The sequence below is a fragment of the Globicatella sp. PHS-GS-PNBC-21-1553 genome, from assembly GCF_033564055.1.
Lineage (GTDB): Bacteria > Bacillota > Bacilli > Lactobacillales > Aerococcaceae > Globicatella > Globicatella sulfidifaciens.
The window spans coordinates 559,661-578,689 of record NZ_CP085470.1 but is presented as its reverse complement, the minus strand read 5'-3'; the positions used below and the strand labels follow the sequence as shown (position 1 = coordinate 578,689).

18 protein-coding genes are annotated in these 19,029 nt (G+C 35.0%); 16 read left to right on the top strand and 2 right to left on the bottom strand.

Features of this window, described 5'->3' with window-relative positions; genetic code table 11:
• Window positions 1-430: 430 nt before the first annotated feature.
• The 13 genes from LB888_RS02640 to LB888_RS02580 all read left to right on the top strand — a co-directional run bounded on the left by LB888_RS02640 (window position 431) and on the right by LB888_RS02580 (window position 12,044).
• Window positions 431-1,099, top strand: a complete 669-nt coding sequence (locus LB888_RS02640) for a carboxylesterase family protein (protein WP_318753515.1) — start codon at window positions 431-433, stop codon at window positions 1,097-1,099.
• Window positions 1,099-2,112 (top strand): hypothetical protein, encoded by a 1,014-nt coding sequence (locus LB888_RS02635; protein WP_318753514.1) that lies wholly within the window; start codon window positions 1,099-1,101, stop codon window positions 2,110-2,112. The genes LB888_RS02640 and LB888_RS02635 overlap by 1 nt, the downstream gene beginning before the upstream one ends.
• A 271-nt stretch (window positions 2,113-2,383) precedes the next feature.
• Complete coding sequence (locus tag LB888_RS02630; RefSeq protein WP_318753513.1) at window positions 2,384-3,679, top strand: PTS sugar transporter subunit IIC; 1,296 nt, start codon at window positions 2,384-2,386, stop codon at window positions 3,677-3,679.
• 90 nt (window positions 3,680-3,769) lie between these two features.
• Entirely contained in the window at window positions 3,770-4,504 is a 735-nt protein-coding gene (locus LB888_RS02625; protein ID WP_318753512.1) for an alpha/beta hydrolase family protein, read from the top strand.
• A 31-nt stretch (window positions 4,505-4,535) separates the two neighbouring features.
• Window positions 4,536-6,002: a glycoside hydrolase family 1 protein gene (locus LB888_RS02620; protein ID WP_318753511.1), complete on the top strand. Its 1,467-nt coding sequence runs from the start codon at window positions 4,536-4,538 to the stop codon at window positions 6,000-6,002.
• 24 nt (window positions 6,003-6,026) lie between these two features.
• The gene (locus LB888_RS02615; RefSeq protein ID WP_318753510.1) at window positions 6,027-6,890 is read left to right on the top strand and encodes an AraC family transcriptional regulator; all 864 of its coding nucleotides are present in this window, start codon (window positions 6,027-6,029) and stop codon (window positions 6,888-6,890) included.
• 11 nt (window positions 6,891-6,901) lie between these two features.
• Window positions 6,902-7,660 (top strand): ChbG/HpnK family deacetylase, encoded by a 759-nt coding sequence (locus tag LB888_RS02610; protein ID WP_318753509.1) that lies wholly within the window; start codon window positions 6,902-6,904, stop codon window positions 7,658-7,660.
• Window positions 7,661-7,675: 15 nt separating this feature from the next.
• The gene (locus LB888_RS02605) at window positions 7,676-7,975 is read left to right on the top strand and encodes a PTS sugar transporter subunit IIB (protein ID WP_318753508.1); all 300 of its coding nucleotides are present in this window, start codon (window positions 7,676-7,678) and stop codon (window positions 7,973-7,975) included.
• Window position 7,976: 1 nt separating this feature from the next.
• The gene (locus LB888_RS02600) at window positions 7,977-8,312 is read left to right on the top strand and encodes a PTS lactose/cellobiose transporter subunit IIA (protein ID WP_318753507.1); all 336 of its coding nucleotides are present in this window, start codon (window positions 7,977-7,979) and stop codon (window positions 8,310-8,312) included.
• A gap of 18 nt (window positions 8,313-8,330) precedes the next feature.
• Complete coding sequence (locus LB888_RS02595; RefSeq protein ID WP_318753506.1) at window positions 8,331-9,233, top strand: ROK family protein; 903 nt, start codon at window positions 8,331-8,333, stop codon at window positions 9,231-9,233.
• Between the two features lie 861 nt (window positions 9,234-10,094).
• Window positions 10,095-10,445 (top strand): general stress protein, encoded by a 351-nt coding sequence (locus tag LB888_RS02590; RefSeq protein WP_318753505.1) that lies wholly within the window; start codon window positions 10,095-10,097, stop codon window positions 10,443-10,445.
• Between the two features lie 228 nt (window positions 10,446-10,673).
• Window positions 10,674-11,426, top strand: a complete 753-nt coding sequence (locus tag LB888_RS02585; protein WP_318753504.1) for a CBS domain-containing protein — start codon at window positions 10,674-10,676, stop codon at window positions 11,424-11,426.
• 144 nt (window positions 11,427-11,570) lie between these two features.
• Window positions 11,571-12,044, top strand: a complete 474-nt coding sequence (locus tag LB888_RS02580) for a hypothetical protein (protein ID WP_318753503.1) — start codon at window positions 11,571-11,573, stop codon at window positions 12,042-12,044.
• A 297-nt stretch (window positions 12,045-12,341) separates the two neighbouring features.
• Here LB888_RS02580 and LB888_RS02575 read toward each other — a convergent pair whose 3' ends face one another.
• On the bottom strand, window positions 12,342-12,764 hold the full coding sequence (locus LB888_RS02575; protein ID WP_066126928.1) for a cupin domain-containing protein: 423 nt from the start codon (window positions 12,762-12,764) through the stop codon (window positions 12,342-12,344).
• Between the two features lie 906 nt (window positions 12,765-13,670).
• Here LB888_RS02575 and spxB point away from each other — a divergent pair.
• Window positions 13,671-15,446: a pyruvate oxidase gene (gene spxB / locus LB888_RS02570; RefSeq protein WP_078756345.1), complete on the top strand. Its 1,776-nt coding sequence runs from the start codon at window positions 13,671-13,673 to the stop codon at window positions 15,444-15,446.
• 106 nt (window positions 15,447-15,552) lie between these two features.
• The gene (locus LB888_RS02565; protein ID WP_318753502.1) at window positions 15,553-16,401 is read left to right on the top strand and encodes a serine hydrolase; all 849 of its coding nucleotides are present in this window, start codon (window positions 15,553-15,555) and stop codon (window positions 16,399-16,401) included.
• 225 nt (window positions 16,402-16,626) lie between these two features.
• On the opposite strand, the gene LB888_RS02560 is transcribed toward LB888_RS02565, so the two are convergent.
• The gene (locus LB888_RS02560; protein ID WP_318753501.1) at window positions 16,627-18,000 is read right to left on the bottom strand and encodes an NAD-dependent succinate-semialdehyde dehydrogenase; all 1,374 of its coding nucleotides are present in this window, start codon (window positions 17,998-18,000) and stop codon (window positions 16,627-16,629) included.
• A gap of 292 nt (window positions 18,001-18,292) precedes the next feature.
• On the opposite strand from LB888_RS02560, the gene LB888_RS02555 reads away from it, so the two are divergent.
• Window positions 18,293-18,619, top strand: a complete 327-nt coding sequence (locus LB888_RS02555) for a thioredoxin family protein (RefSeq protein WP_311919766.1) — start codon at window positions 18,293-18,295, stop codon at window positions 18,617-18,619.
• Window positions 18,620-19,029: the final 410 nt, after the last annotated feature.

The following is a 19,029-nucleotide window of genomic DNA, read 5'->3' as shown; positions in this document are numbered from 1 at the left end:
GCGCACAAAGGAACTTTTCGAAGTGGAGGTTCTTTCTGCCTTTCAGAACCGGATTATAAAGTGCGAAAAGTTGCGTTTAGAAATGGAACACTGGAGAACATAGCCAGCAGAGTGCAATACACTCAAAGGCAATGTTTGAAGTGGAGGCCATTTCTGCAACTTTGAACCGGATTAAAAACGGTGTCCTATTGCATACAATGGATCAAATGAGGCGGGGCAAAAACTTTTTTAATTCTGTTCAGGCATATCTATTTAATTCAAAGCGCAGTGGTTGAGTGGTATCAAACTGCGTCTGAATGACTAGTTTGATACCTACTCAACTGTGCGGGGGTGGGCAGACGAAGTGAATATCAACTGATTTTCTACTTCTTGCCCACTCCCATTTTTAAAACAAAAATTGAGAACGTATACAAAAAATAAGGAGTATCTGATGAAAAAAGATGTATTAAGACTATTAACTATATTAACGACTGTTATTTTTTTGAGTATGAATAGTATTTTCATTTATGCTCAAGATAATAATGATGAATTATTAATCAGAGAAGTCGCCAGTGGCCAAATTAAAGGGAATTTGGATAATGAAAATAATGTTTTAGAATGGTTAGGTGTACCATATGCTCAAGCGCCAGAAGGCGATTTAAGATGGAAAGCTCCACAACCAGTAGAAAAATTCGAAGAATTATTTGAAGCCACTAAAGCGGGTGAACCCTTTGTACAATTATCCCAAGAAGGTTTAGTTGGTTCAGAATCTTCTTTAAATTTAGATGTAGTTCGCCCCAATACAGAAGAAAATAATTTACCGGTATATGTATTTCTACATGGTGGTAATAATCAAACAGGGCATGCTCAAGAAATTAAAGGCAATACGATAGTAAATGATCTGAACGCTGTTTATGTCTCAGTCAATTATCGTTTAGGAGCATTGGGTTTCAATCCACTTGATGCTTTAAAACATGGTACTGAAGAAGAAAATTCAGGAAACTTTACCTTATTAGACATTGCAGCCGCTTTAGATTGGGTTGCAGAAAACATTGATGCATTTGGTGGCAATAAAGATAACATTACCTTAGTCGGATTTTCTGCCGGGGGCGTGATGTAATGGCAACATTAATCTCGCCATTATTTGAAGGAAAATTTGATAGAGCTATTTCGTATAGTGGTGGTATGACTTTAGCAGATGAAGCTGAAGCTCAGGAAATCTTTGCCACTGCCATCGCCGCTTTAGTAGTAGAAGACGGTGTAAAAGCAACGGAAGACGAAGCAAAAGAATGGTTGTTACAAGATAATCCAGAAGTGACGGAATACTTATATTCATTATCCGCAGAGCGCCTTGCTGGTTTGATGGGAAATGCCGGTATCCGTATGTCAGTTTTTCCTCATTTATATGCCGATGGTGTCGTGATACCAAAAGAAGGATTTGAAACGGATCAATATAATGATGTTCCGTTAATGCTAGTTACAGGAACCAATGAGTTTTCATTATTCTCTGCATTTGACCCTTATTTTGGGAAATATGTGGAAGACGGTAGCTTATTTACAGATGAAAATTTAAAAAATGAGTTTGCCTATGTAAGAAATTACGGTGGCGCTCTCTACCGCTTATCCAATACCATTGATAGTGCAAGAGTAATGGCTGGAAAATATGAATCGCCTATTTTTATTACTGAAATTTCTTATGGAGACAATGCTGAGGTGACACCAAAGACAGAATCATTACTTGGTGCATTTCATGGGGTCTTTGAACCTTTATTGCAAAAGCCATCTAATTACAGTGCCCTTATAGAAAATGAATTTGAAACACAAGGTGCCAAGGAATTAAGTACTATTTTTAAAAGCTATCTAAAACAATTTATTGCGAATGGTGATCCCAATATGGAAGGACTCCCTGAATGGCAAAATTGGAACCAAGATGACAGTCTAGTGCTAAGTTTAGATGCTACTAAAGATAACGCTATTGTTGAAATGAAAGAGGACAAAGAGACTCCTGAAGATATTATTAAACAAATGCAAGCAGATGAAACAGTCGATGAAGAAACCAAAAAAGTTTTAAATGAGACAGTATTGAATGGAAGATGGTTCAGTCAACCAATCGATGATTTAAAAAATGAGTAGGCCTCGGCTCTAATTTAATCAACTCCTAAATAACAGCCTATCAAGTAGAAACCGTAGTCTACGTAATAGGCTGATTGTTTCTCATCGAACTTAATAATTTTACATTAAATTAATAAAACGACACAAAAAAACGCATACATCATAATAAAACAACATCCATATCTTAATTTTATTACATTAAAAAGCTTAAGAAAATGATAAACTACCATTAAAGAAAGCGCTTAAAAATTACAAACGTTTGTAGTTAAATTTTTTAATGGAGGTTACTCAGATGAGTTTCTTTGATAAATTTCAAGAAGGATTAGAAAAAGTTGTCGGTCCCGTTGCAACAGCCGTTAGTGAGAATAAATTTATTATTGCGTTAACTGAAGGTTTCTTATTATCAATGCCGATCACATTAGGGGTTGCATTAATTGCCGTTTTATCTAACTTTCCGATTCCAGCATGGATTACATTTTTACAACAAACTGGCCTGCAAGAAGTTGGGAATCAAATGATTACATTGACTTTATCTTTGTTAGCTATCTATGTTGTTGGAGCTATCGGATACCGCTTTACAGTGAACGAGGGTGAGCATGGAATGACAGGAGCATTATTAGCTTTAGCATCATTCATTGCACTACAACCGGTTCAATCTTTTGAAACTGAAGCAGGAGCTGTAAGTGCCTTATTAACTGAAAAAATGGGTTCCGAAGGAATCTTAGTCGCTATTATCATCGGTTTATTTATTCCTTGGTTATATGTTAAGTTAAGTCGCAAAAATTTAACTTTAAAATTACCCGAATCAGTCCCTTCAAATGTTAGCCGTTCATTGGCACCGACTTTTGTGGCCATGATTATTTTTGGGTTAGTTTTCTTGGTGAAATGGTTATGTTTATTAACACCTTATGGTGATTTATTCAATCTCTTAACTACCTTAATTGCTAAACCTATTTCAGCATTTGGTGCAACTCCAATTGCAATGATTATTGTCTTTACTCTAATGAACTTGTTCTGGTTCTTTGGTATTCATCCAAATACGATTTTAATGGTATACATTCCGATTTTAATGATGACAGGGATTGCTAATCAAGAAGCCTTCTTAAAAGGTGAAGCATTACCATACTATGCTATTTCAATTGTAGGGGCAGCGTTACAAATTGGAGGCGCTGGTAACACTTTAGGTTTATGTATCGCGACTTTATTTGCAAAATCCGAAAAATATAAAGCAATGCGTAAATTGGTTATTCCAGCCAATATGTTTAATATCAACGAACCGATTATTTTCGGTTTCCCATTGATGTTAAATCCAATTTACTTTGTTCCGATGGTATTCTCACCAATGGTTTCAGGTATTATGGCCTTAATTTACTTAAAAGTGATGCCAACCATTGCCTTAAATCCAACTATTTCAATGCCGTGGGTAACACCGGGGTTTATTACAACCTTCTTTACGGGTGGTATGTCATTATTAATCTTGTGGATCATTGCTTTATTGATTCACTTTATTATGTATCTACCATTCTTCCTAATGGATGACCGTAAAGCATTAGCAGAAGAACAAGCAGCATCGAACGTCACAGCATAATTAGTAACAGAAGTATTGTCTTGTTGTCTGCTTGAGCAATCATGATAAGACAGTTGACAATGCTTCTATTTAATATTTAGGAGGCAGATTATGGCAAAAATACAATGTAATGTGATTTCATATACTTTACAACGAACCGTTGATATCACAATAATTCTACCAACAGTAACGATTCCAGAAAGTTTATTTGAAAAAGGGAAGATACACCATGAATACCCTGAAAAATTACCAGTACTTTATTTACTACATGGATATGGTAATAATCATGCTCAATGGTCCGGATACACCGGTGTTGAATTATATGCTGAAGAGCGTAAAATTGCGGTAGTAATGATTTCGGGTGAAAATAAACGTTACTTATCTAATCCGGAAGATGATTTTGAAACCTTTATTCAAAAAGAGTTACCAGAATTTATTACCAATACCTTCCCAATTTCAAATCGTAAAGAAGATACGTATATCGCCGGGTTGTCAATGGGGGGCTATGGAGCGTTATATCATGGGTTAACAACTTCAGATCAATATCAAGCAATCGGTGCGTTCTCACCAGCGATTGAAATGGAAAGTACAGCGATTAGTTTATTTGATGTCATTGACAAAACCAAGACGGCCCCACCGATTTATATTGCGTGTGGTGAAAATGACTTTTTATACGAACAAAACACAGCTTTCGTAGAACGCTTGATTGAAAAAGGCTATGAGCATACTTGGTTAAGTGTGCCTGAATTCCAACATGAATGGCGATTCTGGGATCAACAAATAGAAGCGTTCTTAGATTGGATACCACGAACAGATTATTATAAGAGAACGAAACGTAGCGTTTAAAAATAAAAAATAAAATTTTAGGAGGAATAAAATGGCATTTCCAAAAGATTTTTTATGGGGTGGCGCAACTGCAGCAAACCAATATGAAGGTGGCTATTTAAGTGGAGGTAAAGGTTTAGCAACTTCAGATTTTATTACAGCTGGTAGCATGAAAGAACCTCGTAAAATTGTAGTAGAATTTGAGAGTGGTGAACGTAAAACATTAAATAGATTTGAAGATATACCAACCGATGCAAAAGTCGTAATTGATGAATCATTGTATTACCCAAGTCATGTTGCGACCGACTTTTACAATCATTATGAAGAGGATATTAAGTTATTCGCAGAAATGGGCTTTAAAGGATTTAGAATGTCGCTAGCTTGGTCACGAATTTTCCCAAATGGGGACGATGAAGAACCGAATGAAGAAGGATTAGTATTTTATGATAAAGTTTTCGACTTATGTAATGAATATGGCATTGAACCGATTGTAACCTTAAATCATTTTGACTTACCAAACCATTTAGCAGAGAAATATGAAGGTTGGTATGATCGTCGTACGATTGGTTTCTTTGAAAAGTATTGTGAAACGGTCTTTACACGCTATAAAAATAAAGTAAAATATTGGATGACCTTTAACGAAATCAATTTTTTAAGAGACTATACGACCTTAGGGATTAAAAATGCAAGTAAGGATAAACAAAAACAAAATCAGGCAATTTATCATTTATTATTAGGTAGCGCCAAAGGTGTTATTAAAGGACATGAAATAAATCCCGACTTCAAAATTGGTTTAATGATTGCTAATATTCTTTTCTATCCAGAAACATGTAATCCCAAAGATAATATCCAAGTAATGGAAATTGAACGTAATTTTAAAGATTTCTACTATGATGTTCAATGTCGCGGTATTTATCCACGTTACAAATTAAAAGAATTTGAACGCGAGGGAATTGAGTTAAAACAAGAACCAGATGATGCAAAAATCTTAAAAGCGGGAACTGTCGATTATATTGGCTTCAGCTATTATAACTCAGCTGTTATTAGTACTAAAAAAGATCAAGAAAAAAGTGGTGGTAACCAATTAGGCGCAGCTAAGAATCCTTATTTAGAGGAGTCAGAATGGGGTTGGCCAATTGATCCGGATGGTTTAAGATTGGTATTAAATCGTTTATATGATAAATATCAATTACCATTGATGATTGTAGAAAATGGATTAGGAGCAATAGATAAGGTAGAAGAAGATGGCAGTATCCATGATGATTACCGAATTGATTATTTAAGAAAACATATCATTGAGATGAAAAAAGCCGTCGAAATCGATGGGGTTGAATTATGGGGCTATACACCTTGGGGATGCATCGACCTTATTTCAGCTGGTACCGGAGAAATGAAAAAACGTTATGGGTTTATTCATGTTGACCTTGATGACGAAGGAAAAGGAACCTTAAAACGACGTAAAAAAGATTCATTTGATTGGTATCGAAAAGTCATCGAATCAAATGGTGAAGTGTTATAATAAAAAGTAAGAGGTGAGATGCCAATGAGAATGTTGTATGATTCTGAATATGAAAAATTGACCAATGAAGTTTTTCGTAAAAATGATGTGAACAACTTTTGTTTACTAACAGAAGGCAAAGGTGAAAATATAAAAGAATCAATTATTGATGCTCATTGGCACGAATGGTTAGAGTTAATTTATGTTATCGAAGGCGGGATGCAATTAGAATATCCTTCGGGTACGATGCAAGTAAATGCTGGCGAGGTAGCACTGATTGGCGTGCAAACTCTACATAAAATTGTAGGATCTCCTGGTAAGTTTAGCTTTATATGTTTACATGTCAATTTTGGTCTAATCATCCAATATTTAAATCCTTCATTATTTGTTGATCAAACAATTAAAATTCAAAAAACCGCTAACTTTATCATGTTAATTGAACGTGTGAATCAGTTACTCAACTCAAATGATGCGGTATCGACCATACGATTGAAAAGCTCGATTTTAGAGATTTTAGCTAATAGTATTGAAGAATTAGAACTTACTCAGTTGGAAACCAATAACCAAACGGAGGACCTTATAGATGAATTCTCTAAGATAATTTTTTATATTGGAGAATATTATCGCGAGAATATTACCTTAGGACATTTATCTGAAAAATTTGGATATACAGCGCAATATCTTTCCGCCTTATTTAAAAAGCGAACGGGAATCAACTTTCATACCTATTTGACAGGTTTTCGCTTAGAGAAAGTCAAATTTTTGCTATTGAATTCTGATAAAACGTTATTAGAAATTGCGATTGATAGTGGCTTTTCATCGGAACATTCTTTAATAAATAATTTCAAAAAGGTATTTGAAATGACGCCAACCGAATATCGTTCAGTTATGAAAGAGAAAAAAGCCTAGGGGGAGATAGGATGGCTAAGTTAATCTTAAGAGCGGATGATTTAGGATTATCCCAGGGAGTAAATTACGGAATTGAAAGAAGCGTAAAAGAAGGTTTAATTTCAGCTGTGGGGTTAATGGTGAATATGCCTGATGCAGAACATGGTTTTCAATTGATAAAGAACGATTGTAATTGTATCGGACTCCATGTCAATATTTGTTTAGGTGATTCTATTACTCCAATTGATAAAATTCCCAGTTTAATTGATCCGAAAACCCAACAATTTTATCGCAGTAAAAAAATAAACAAAAGAAATAAAGACACGGTAAACCTCGAAGAGTGTATGTTAGAAGTGGAAGCTCAGGTTGATCGTTTTATTGAAATAACTGGCAAATTCCCAGATTATATCGATGTTCATGCAGTAATGTCCAAGACATTGTATCTTACGGTAGAACATGTAGCGATGCGTCGCAAAATACTATTAGGCATCCCAGCTTTAGAATCAGAAGGACAACTATTGAATGGGGTTTATAGTTTAGGGATGCGAACATTTAATGCAAAAGGATTATATAAACCTAAAAATTACTTTAATGAGCATCTTGAAATTATTAAGCAAAAAGAATATTCTTTGGCAATATTTCATCCAGGTTATATTGATCAACCATTGATAGAACAATCTTCTTATACGTTAATCAGACCGATGGAAACAGAGTTTTTATGTAGTTCCTGGTTAAAGAATTGGATAGAAAAAAATAATATCGAAGTAGTAAGTGTTAATGAATTGAAATAGTTTGGAGGAATCGTGATGAAAAAAATTGTATTATTATGTGCATCAGGAATGTCAACTAGTTTATTAGTATCAAAAATGGAACAAGCAGCAAAAGACCTCAATTTTGATTGTACGATTGAAGCCCATTCAGTATCGGGATTTAAGGATCATACAGATGGTGCTGATATTGTATTGTTAGGGCCCCAAGTACGTTTCCAAATGAATAAAATTAAGAGCCAGTTAGATTGTCCAGTTGAAACCATCGACATTACTTCTTATGGCAGAATGGACGGAAAAGCAGTGATTGAAAATGTTATGAAGTCTTTAGGTGTTTAAGATGGAAGGAAATGAATTATATAGTTTTCGAATTATTGCATCCGTAGGTGGAGCAAGAAGTTGTTATATTGAAGCAATTCAAGAAGCCAAAAAAGGGAATCTAGAAGAAGCTAAAGGATTAGTTGCTGAAGGTGAAGCGATGTTTATTGAAGGGCATAAAGCTCATTCAGAAATGATTCAAAAAGAAGCAGCTGGCGAATTTGAAGCTTCAGGTTTACTTTTGATGCATGCAGAAGACCAATTGATGAGTGCAGAAGGTTTTAAAACAATAGCCGAAGAATTCATTGATGTTTATGACCGCTTACTAGTAGTAGAAGAACGACTTAGTCATCTATAATGAAGGGTGTTGAAGAGAATGGCTCAAAATTTTCTAACCATTGATATTGGAGGGACATATATTAAACACGCCCTTGTCAATGAAAAGTTTGAATTAAGTCAACGTAGAAAAATTAAAACACCTCGAGACAAAGAAAGTTTAATTAACGCAATTATAGGAATAACATCAGAACAAGAGAATCTTGATGGCGTTTCAATTTGCTGTCCGGGAAAAGTGACAACGGACGGTGTCATTTACTATGGTGGCATGTTAACCTTCATGCACGAAACGCCATTAGCTCAAATTGTTTCAGAAAAATTGGCTATCCCTTGTACGGTTATAAACGACGGTAAAGCAGCCGCATTAGCAGAGCATGCGATGGGCAATTTAAAGGGAATATCAAATGGTATTGCGATGATTTTGGGTAGCGGGGTAGGTGGTGGTCTCATTATAAATAATCAACTTTTTATGGGACATAATAGTCAGGCCGGAGAATTTAGCTTTATGATTAAAGATGAATTTGCAAAACCTTTATTAAAAAATACAGTAGGAGCAGAATTATCAGCAGTAAATTTTGTTCAATCTTGTGCAACAATTTTAGGCTTAGAGGATTTAGATGATGGTCAGAAAGTATTTGAAGAAATTGCTAAGGGTGAAAATACTGTATTACTTGAAATTTTTAGAAAATACTGCCGTAAAGTCGCTGCACTCATTTTGAATCTTCAGGCTGTCTATGACAATGAAAAGCTGGTCATAGGTGGTGGTGTGAGTGCTCAAGATATCTTAATTGATGAGATTTTAACGCAATATCATAATATTTTAGATGAAATGGAAATCATTGGTGAAATGATAAAACCGTTAAAAATCGAAAGATGTGCCTTTTCAAATGATGCTAATTTATTAGGAGCATATGCTTATTACTATACAAAGTGCGACAAATAGCGCTTTGAAAAGAATCACTGGAGAAAAGAGCCTAATGTGCGACTTGCGCACAAAGGAACTTTTCGAAGTGGAGGCCATTTCTGCAACTTTGAACCGGATTATAAAGTGCGAAAAGTTGCTTTTAGAAATGGAACACTGGAGAACATAGCGTGCAGAGTGCAATACACTCAAAGGCAATGTTTGAAGTGGAGGCCATTTCTGCAACTTTGAACCGGATTATAAAGTGCGAAAAGTTGCTTTTAGAAATGGAACACTGGAGAACATAGCGTGCAGAGTGCAATACACTCAAAGGCAATGTTTGAAGTGGAGGCCATTTCTGCAACTTTGAACCGGATTAGTAAAGTGTGATGAAAGGCAATCAACGAAAACTTTGAATTTAATCAACTCCTATAAAAACAGCCTATCAAGTAGAAACCGAAGTCTACTCGATGGGCTGATTATTTTATTAGATTGCTGAAGTTTTTACATAAGAGGCAGAGCTTCTAGTGGGATAGTAAAAATTATTTCTTCTATAGCGCTTATTAGTTACAGTTTGAAATTTTGAATTTTTTTGACTGATATAATCATAAAAATCCGAACCGCAATCACCGTCAAGACTCAAGGGGATATAACAGATTGTCTCAATTGCGATTAGCTCACTGAAGAATCGAACGATAATTGTGATTAAGCTTAAAAGGCTTATTAAAGCGATTTACAGTATATTATATTTCTTAAAAAATCATTTAAGTGGTAAAATGAAGTTATCAACTATAAGATATAAGACGTGCGTGATAGCTAACTAAATAATTGATTTAGAGAGTTTATTAAAATAATATCAAGATTTAAATATTACCATTAATACTAAAAAGGGGTACAGTGATTATGGCAAAGTTTATTTATGATTCATTTAATACTTTTGAAGAAGCGGAAATAGCAGTAGAAGAGTTAATTAAGAGTGGTGTATATCAAGGAGATATTACCATTGTTATCAATAGTCAATATGTTAAAGAAGACGTCTCTCGATCAGGAGCCATGATTCATGAAGCAGATATTTTGGATGAGGATAGTTCTTGGTGGGATGCTGTTGTGAGTTTCTTTAGTCCAGAGTTGCAAGTGGATGAAGAGCATTCTGAAGAGTTCGAAAATTATAAAGAATTAGTATTAAAAGGCGCCATACTCGTATTGGTAGAAGATTTTTATCTTCCAAACGATGCGAGTGAGGAAGAAAATTAAGAAAACACTGTTGGGAATGAAGTTCGAGTGGCTTCCACCGGAGTGAAAAACGGATAACGAAATCGTTTAGTATTTCATTTTTTGTCAGCAAAGAATTGAGAGTCGCGAGATTCTTTATTCTTTGCTCTTTTTTTATTAGGGTTTAAAAGCTGTTTTCGAGTTAAAATATGAATTTTATGACTTAATCATTATAATAGAAGTAAGATATTCAATTTTAGGAGGCGCCCAATGTCGAAAACTGAATTTTTAGCATTATTTAATGAATTGGAGATTACTTTACAAAAAGTATTAAATTCCAAAGAGACAATGTTTATTTTACTTGAACAAGCGAAAGCACAGTCTAGAGTCAATCCAGTCAGTGTTCATTGGGATTTATTGTATGCAGCCAGACAACTACGTAATTTACTGACGCATCAAACCACAACCGAAATTCCAGAAATAGCTGAACCTTCAACCTATTTAATTGAGACATTGAAGCGGATTATTACACAGTATAAATCGCCAGTTTCGATTATGGAATACCTAAAATCCCAAAAAGCTGAAACAATCGTCACTTTTAAGGTGGGTGAATCTTTACAAGCAGTGCTTTCAGTCATTAAAGAAAAACATTATTCTCAATTTCCGGTGTTTGATGATCACCAATATGTTGGTTTAATTTCAGAAAATGGTATTACCAATTGGTTAGCTGATAGGGTATCGGATGAACAAATGTTGAGTAGGGATTTATCGACAATTACGATTGAGGAAGTGTTAAAATTAGAAGAAAAGAATCATCGTGTCACTAAAATTCATAAAGAAAATAATCTATTTCAATTAATTGAGCTATTTGAGAAATCGCAATCCACGGTTATTTTAGTGTGTGAAAAGCAAAATCTTGAAATGGATACACCTGACGATATCGTTGGAATCTTGACTAATTCAGATATTAGTTTGATTTATCAATTATTTGATAATGATATCCATTTATCAGACAAAGTTTAACAAACGCCTCCTGTTCAATCTTGTTAATTTTATAATTTGTGAAAAGTGAATTATCACCTTGACTAACCTTGACTATATTTGACCAATGTATTATAATATAAATGTAGAGGAAGTAAGGAATAAAATGAAAGGGGAAATGTTATCATGCTAGACCGCTACAAAGTATCTGCTCAAGTCGATAGTGCTAAGTTTGGTAAAGGTGAATTAATAGCATACCTCGATCATGAAGATTTTGTAAAATATGCAAATCTTTCTGACCAAGACAAATTAGCCTTTTTAAAAGAACATGGCGCACAATTACAAGTTGATTTAGAAGACTTAAAAGAATCCGATATAACGGATTATCAAGTCAATCGCTATGACCAAGAACTAACAACAGTTAGTTCTGAGCCTGTGACTAAGACACAATCCATTCGTAAAATGAGAATGAATATTAACGGTCAAGACACAGGATGGGTCGATGTTACAGAAGAAAATGAAGCGCAATACAATGAAATGATGAATCAATTTAATGAAATGCATCAAAGTTTTAATGAACGATTTAACAAAATATTTGGTGATACTTTCTTCAAACCATTAGGTTCAAATTATAACCAAAGATTCATTGATTCAAATTAAATTAATTAGCCTTCCCTTTTAATAACCCCCACTGGAGGAATGACATTCATCCAGTGGGGAAATTTTTATTTAAAACGAAAAATCTGGGAGTAGACCAGAAGTAGAAAATTGAATAATTTTCGCTTCGTCGGCCTACCCCCGCAAAGTTGAGTAGGTCTCAAACAAGTCCTTAAGGCGCAGTTTGATGCCACTCAACCACTGCGCTTTGAATTAAATAGATATGCCTGAACAGAAGTTAAAAGTTTTTGCCCGTTAATAAAAAATTGGTAGCCTTTCAGCTACCAATTCCTCATTTAATTAATGCTCATTTGGATCGTTTTCTGCATCTTCATGTGTTGGATGCACAGTTCCTGGAACGTGATCAGGTCCAGCGTATAAAGTATATAATTTTAGTGGTTTATCACCAGTGTTAGTGACATTATGCCACATATCTGCCGGTACTAAAATAGCGAAATCAGGTCCAACTTCTTTTTCAAAGTCCAAATTGTCTTCTGACGGACCCATTTGGCATAGTCCTGTTCCTTCTTCAATACGTAAGAATTGATCAATGCCTTCATGAACTTCTAATCCAATATCATCACCTGGCTGGATAGTCATTAAAGTCATTTGCATTTTGCTACCAGTCCATACAGTTGTACGGTAATTCTCATTTGCGCTTGTCCATTCCTCGATATTCTCAACAACTGGCTGTTTGCCACGATCTGTCATATCAAAAGTCATTCCTAATCGCTCCTTTTTTATAATGATTATAATTAAATGATATCACTCTTTCGGCAAAAAGTAAAATGAAACACTTAAGAGATTTACTTTCTTTTATTAGCATAAAAGGTTAGAAAAGGAAAAATTGAATAATAAAGATGATAATGATAAGATAGTAGCTATTTCTGTTTATCATAACTTATCAATCTACTGTCATTAAGCTTTAAATATCATCTTTTCAGATGAAAAATAAGGTAGTCTAACTTGATTTATAGAGAAGACAATAGTAGAGAGTCAATATCAGCTCATTTTCTTCAATTAACAACTGAGATTAATCATAGGATTCTGTTTGCGAGGTAACTGGTCTAATAAGTCATTCAATGAAACTTAAAACGAGTGGATGATGTTACTATATGAAGTATATATAGCATGGGTAATATCCTTCTGGCTAACGTTGTAATTGTTAGGTTACTTAGAGAGTAAATTTCTTTGAACAATCCCCTCCCAAATACAATATTTTATGATGTCCAAATGACTAATAAAAGAGTAGAACAAAGTCACTATTTTTATATTTTTGTTTTATAACAGGTTGAAAAATGCCGAAAAATTTGTAATACAGTATTAATACAGATGTTGAACAGAAAAATCCTGATTATTCACGGATATTAACCTTCTTTTTGTATGACTCTATCTTATTTAAAATGAATACTGAAACAGTATTTATGGTCTGTTTTTCAAAATATAATATTATATAGAGGTCAATTTTATGATTTTTCAGGAATTCTTTATACAATTTTGTTATGAAAGCGTTAAATATAGCGAAAACAGGAATTTTCATGGAATTTTTAATAGCCATTCTTAAAACAATGTGCTAATCTATTGCTTGTGTGGAAATATCACTAACATTTTTTAGGAGGAGACTATTCAATGAGTCAAGGTAAAATTACTGCTTCTGCAGCTATGTTAAATGTCTTAAAAACTTGGGGTGTTGATACTATTTATGGTATCCCTTCAGGAACTTTAAGTTCTTTAATGGATGCAATGGCAGAGCAAGATGATATTCGTTTCTTACAAGTTCGCCATGAAGAAACAGGTGCATTAGCAGCTGTAATGCAATATAAATTTGGTGGACCTTTAGGGGTTGCAGTTGGTTCTGGTGGACCTGGTGCTACTCACTTAATCAACGGGGTTTACGATGCAGCGATGGATAACATTCCATTTGTCGCAATCTTAGGTTCACGTCCAGTTAATGAATTAAACATGGATGCTTTCCAAGAATTAAATCAAAACCCTATGTACCAAAGTGTGGCTGTTTATAACAAACGTGTAGCTTATGCAGAACAATTACCAAAAGTAATTGACGAAGCTTGTCGTACAGCAATTGCTCGTAAAGGGCCAGCTGTTGTTGAAATCCCAGTAAACTTTGGTTTCGCTGAAATCGACGCAGATTCTTACTACGGTTCAGGTTCTTATCAACGTGAGTACTTAGCACCTCGTTTAAATGAAGCGGATATCGATGCAGCAGTTGAAATCTTAAAAAATGCAGAACGTCCAGTTATTTATGCTGGTTTCGGTGGTGTTAAGAACGGTGAAATTATCACTGAATTATCTAAAAAAATCAAAGCGCCAATCATTACAACTGGTAAAAACTTTGAAGCTTTCCAATGGGATTATGAAGGCTTAACGGGTTCAGCTTACCGTGTTGGTTGGAAACCAGCTAACGAAGTGGTATTCGAAGCAGATACAGTATTATTCATGGGATGTAACTTCCCGTTTGCTGAAGTATATGAAGCATTCAAAAACGTTGATAAATTTATCCAAGTGGACATCGATCCTCATAAATTAGGTAAACGTCATGCTTTAGATGCAGCTATCTTAGGTGATGCTGGTGAAGCAGCCAAAGCTATCATGGATAAAATGGACGTTGTTGAGGATACACCTTGGTGGAGAGCTAACATTAAGAATAACCAAAACTGGCGTGACTACATGAACAAACTTGAAGGTAAAACTGAAGGTGAGTTACAATTATACCAAGTATATGCAGCAATCAATAAATATGCTGATGAAGATGCTATCTACTCAATTGACGTAGGTAACTCTACTCAAACTTCAATCCGTCACTTACATATGACACCTAAAAATATGTGGAGAACATCTCCATTATTCGCGACAATGGGGATTGCTTTACCTGGTGGTATTGCTGCTAAGAAAGACAATCCAAATCGTCAAGTATTTAATATCATGGGTGATGGTGCGTTCAACATGTCATACCCAGATGTGATTACAAACGTACAATACAACTTACCAGTTATTAACATTGTCTTCTCTAATACTGAGTATGCGTTCATTAAGAACAAATATGAAGATACTAACAAACACTTATTCGGTGTTGACTTTACAGACGTTGACTATGCTAAAATTGCAGAAGCACAAGGTGCTGTAGGTTATACTGTAACAAGAATTGAAGAAATGGATGAAGTAATGCGTAAAGCTGTTGAAGACAACAAAAACGGTCGTACAGTAGTGATCGATGCGAAAATCACTCAAGATCGTCCAATTCCAGTTGAAGTATTACAATTAGATCCAAAAGTAGCGACTGAAGAAGAAATCGCAGCTTTCAAAGAACGTTACGAAGCTCAAGATTTAGTACCATTCAGATTCTTCTTAGAAGAAGAAGGTTTACAATCTCGCGCAATTAAATAATCATTTTAAATGAACGAAACCGTCCAAACCAAAGTTTGGGCGGTTTTTTTATAGTTAGTTTGATTAATTAATATAATTTAGGAAAACGCATTGAAAAACGATAAAAGTGGTATCCGTTGCGCAATTACGTCAGTGGAATAATATTTCAGGTCATTTAATTTATCCAAATCAAACCATCATCGTTAAGCAAACAACTGGAAGCAACAAAGGGGATACAACAGTTGTTGGTGGCGTCAATCAAGCGGTTCAAAATGTGATGAACCGTTATAAAGGACAATCTGCTTATGCCTATTTTGAAAGTTTAACTGATGGACAAACTGCAGGAATGTATCAAAATTCATTAATGTATGGTGCGTCTGTACCAAAAGTAGTCTTAATGGCTTATACACAAGATTTAATTGAACGTGGACTTTTATCTTGGGATACGAAATGGTGGTATACGGATGCTATTTATAACCATCCTGAATCTTATCGATGGGGTAGTTCAGGGACAATCCAATATGAGAATTTTAGAAGTAAACCTTATACGGTAAGAGAAGTTTTACATCGAGTGGGACGCGATTCAGATAATTTAGGATCAAATATGCTTTTACATTATGTTGGTTACCGTGATAAAGCTGATTTTAATCGTTTTACGCAAAAAGTATATGGTGCGCCAAAATTCTCACTAACTGTCACACCAAAACAAATGACAGAAGTGGTTAAATATATGAATACTCAAAAAGAACGTCAAGCTATGACCACATTAGACAAAACAATTTATGATGGCACTAAATTAGATGTTTTACCAGTCAATATGTACCAAAAGATTGGAGCTTGGTGGCCATATTATAATCACACAACTGGAATTGCTAGTGGTGATAAACCATTCGCTTTAACGGTTCTAACAAATTATTGGTCCGATTCAAAAATTGGAGGATTTGTCAAAGAGGTTTACAATGCTTTTGTAAAATAAACCGAATTATCAAACTATCCAAATTAAGACGGTTCATTTCATAAATTTATTGATAAAGTTGGGGGAAAATCTTATCGGTGAACTGAGTTGGTAAATAGATTTGAGTTGAATAAGTTCACCCAAAGAGTAAGGCCCAGAATAAAGGGACATTCTGTGTCTTTTTGCATAAAAAGACATAATAGGACGCCATTATCGGCGTCCTGTTATATTATGGAGTGACTATTGTTATTTTTTCGGTGTGTAAACTAAGTGTTCATTGACAAAGGCTGTAAAGCCAAGTTCACTTAATTCACGACCATAACCAGAGTTTTTAATGCCACCAAATGGTAATTCTGGTAGAGAAGCCCAACCAGAATTAATGAAGGACATTCCAGTTTCAATTTGGGCTGCTACTTCATGGACGCGGTCAATATCAGTACCAAAGACAGTTCCGCCTAATCCATAACTTGAATCATTCGCAAGTTCAATGGCTTCTTCTTCAGTTGCAACTTTATAAACAGATGCCACTGGACCAAAAATTTCTTGATTGAAAATAGGATTATCTTTGGAAATATCCGTTAAAATAGTTTGCATAACAAAGTTTCCAGGATGGTCAATGGGTTCATTACCATACAATACTTTAGCGCCATTATCAACAGCTAATTTGATTTGGGCTAAGACATCTTCTTTGGCTCCAGCTGAAGAAAGTGGTGCAAGAGTTGTTTCTGGATCCATAGGGTCTCCCCATTTAGCCCCTTTGAAGCTTTCAAGTAAAATATCTAGGAAAGCATCATAATTTTTCTCAGTGACGATAAAACGTTTAGAAGAGGTACAGACTTGCCCGGCATTATATAAACGCACATCGGGTAATAATGATTTTAACTCTTCCAAATTCGCATCATCTAAAATAATGAAAGCATCATTGCCCCCTAATTCTAAAGTTGTCTTCTTCAAGTTTTTACCGGCTTCTTCGGCAATCGATGCACCACCACGTTCAGAGCCCGTTAAACAGACACCGGTAATACGAGGATCAGCAATAATGTTAGCAACTTGGGCATAGCTCACAAATAAGTTAGTGAATGAACCATCTTCCGCTCCTGCTTCTTTGACTAAGTCTTCAAAAGCTTGTGCTGAACCCGGACAGATTGACGCATGTTTTAATACCATTGGATTACCCACGATAAAGTTAGGTGCGAATACACGCATAATTTGATAGAAAGGGAAATTCCATGGTTCCACCGCTAAAATAACACCAGTAGATTGACGTAAATAATATGCGTCACCCGTATCAGTTTCTAAGTGTCTTGGCGTTAAGAAATCATCGGCATTATCAACATAATAGTCCGCAATATCAGCACATAGTTCGATTTCACCTTTGGCTTCTATGAACAATTTACCCATGTCTTTGGTCATAATTTCTGCGTATTTATCAACATCGCGACGTAAGATTTCAGCAATTTTATGTAATTGTTCTTTACGATTTGCTAAGGCATCTTGCTTGCGCCATTTTTTATAGAGAGCGTGACTTGTAGCTAATATATCTTCGATTGTTTCGTCAGAAATATTATCGTAAGACTTTAAAACCTCATTTGTAAAAGGATACTTTGTTTCGTATGCCATTAAAATTCCTCCTAAAATTAATGATAAGTTAATTATATCATTGAAAGAAAACGGTTTCTAATATTTTGGTTTGGATATAAAAATGATGTCGCATAATTTAAAGTTTCTAGTTGTTTTATATTGCTTGTTGGAACATGAGATTGACACTGCTATAACTGGCATAATCAAGTTTCTAACACAAGAACATAACTATCTTAAATTTTAGACAGAAATCATCAAATTTAACTATGGAGTAACTTTTCAGACAAATAAGAAGAAGCGTGCTATAATCGAGGCAATAGGAGGGATGAAAATGATTGATATACAATCTTATAATCAGTATGATGAGCTATTGAATAATGAGGATTATTTTATCGTATATACTACGGCACCTGGATGTAGTGTTTGTCATGCGGATTATCCAAGAGTTAATCAGTTAGCGAAAGAGCACCAATTTCCAGTCTATCATGTCGATATTAGTCGTATTCCGATGTTAACAGGACAACTCAATTTATTTTCTTCTCCAACGGTACTGATTTACTTAAAAGGGAAAGAGTATCATCGACAAGTACGAATCATTGACTTTGAAGAATTAGCCTATCGACTCGCTGAGATTAAAGAGCATTACGAAGTTAAATAATAAACATTGCTTAGCTAATTGACAGTCCATAAGGATAATAAAACCGCCTTCCATCATCGAAAGGTCTTGCACCTGGGCATAAATTTGAAAAATTCAGTCAAATTAGTGCTTATTCATTAAAAGCGCAGTGGTTGAGTGACCTCAAACTGCGTCTTAATGAGTTAGTTATAAACATAAAAAATTCAATCAAGTTATTGCTCGATATTTAAAAGCGCAGTGGTTGAGTGGCCTTAAACTGCGTCTTAACGACTTGTTTGAGGCCTACTCAACTGTGCGGGGGTAGGCCGACGAAGCGAAAATTATTCAATTTTCTACTTCTGGTCTACTCCCAACTGTGCGGGGGTGGGCAGACGAAGCGAAAATTATTCAATTTTCTACTTCTGGTCTACTCCCAACTGTGCGGGGGTAGG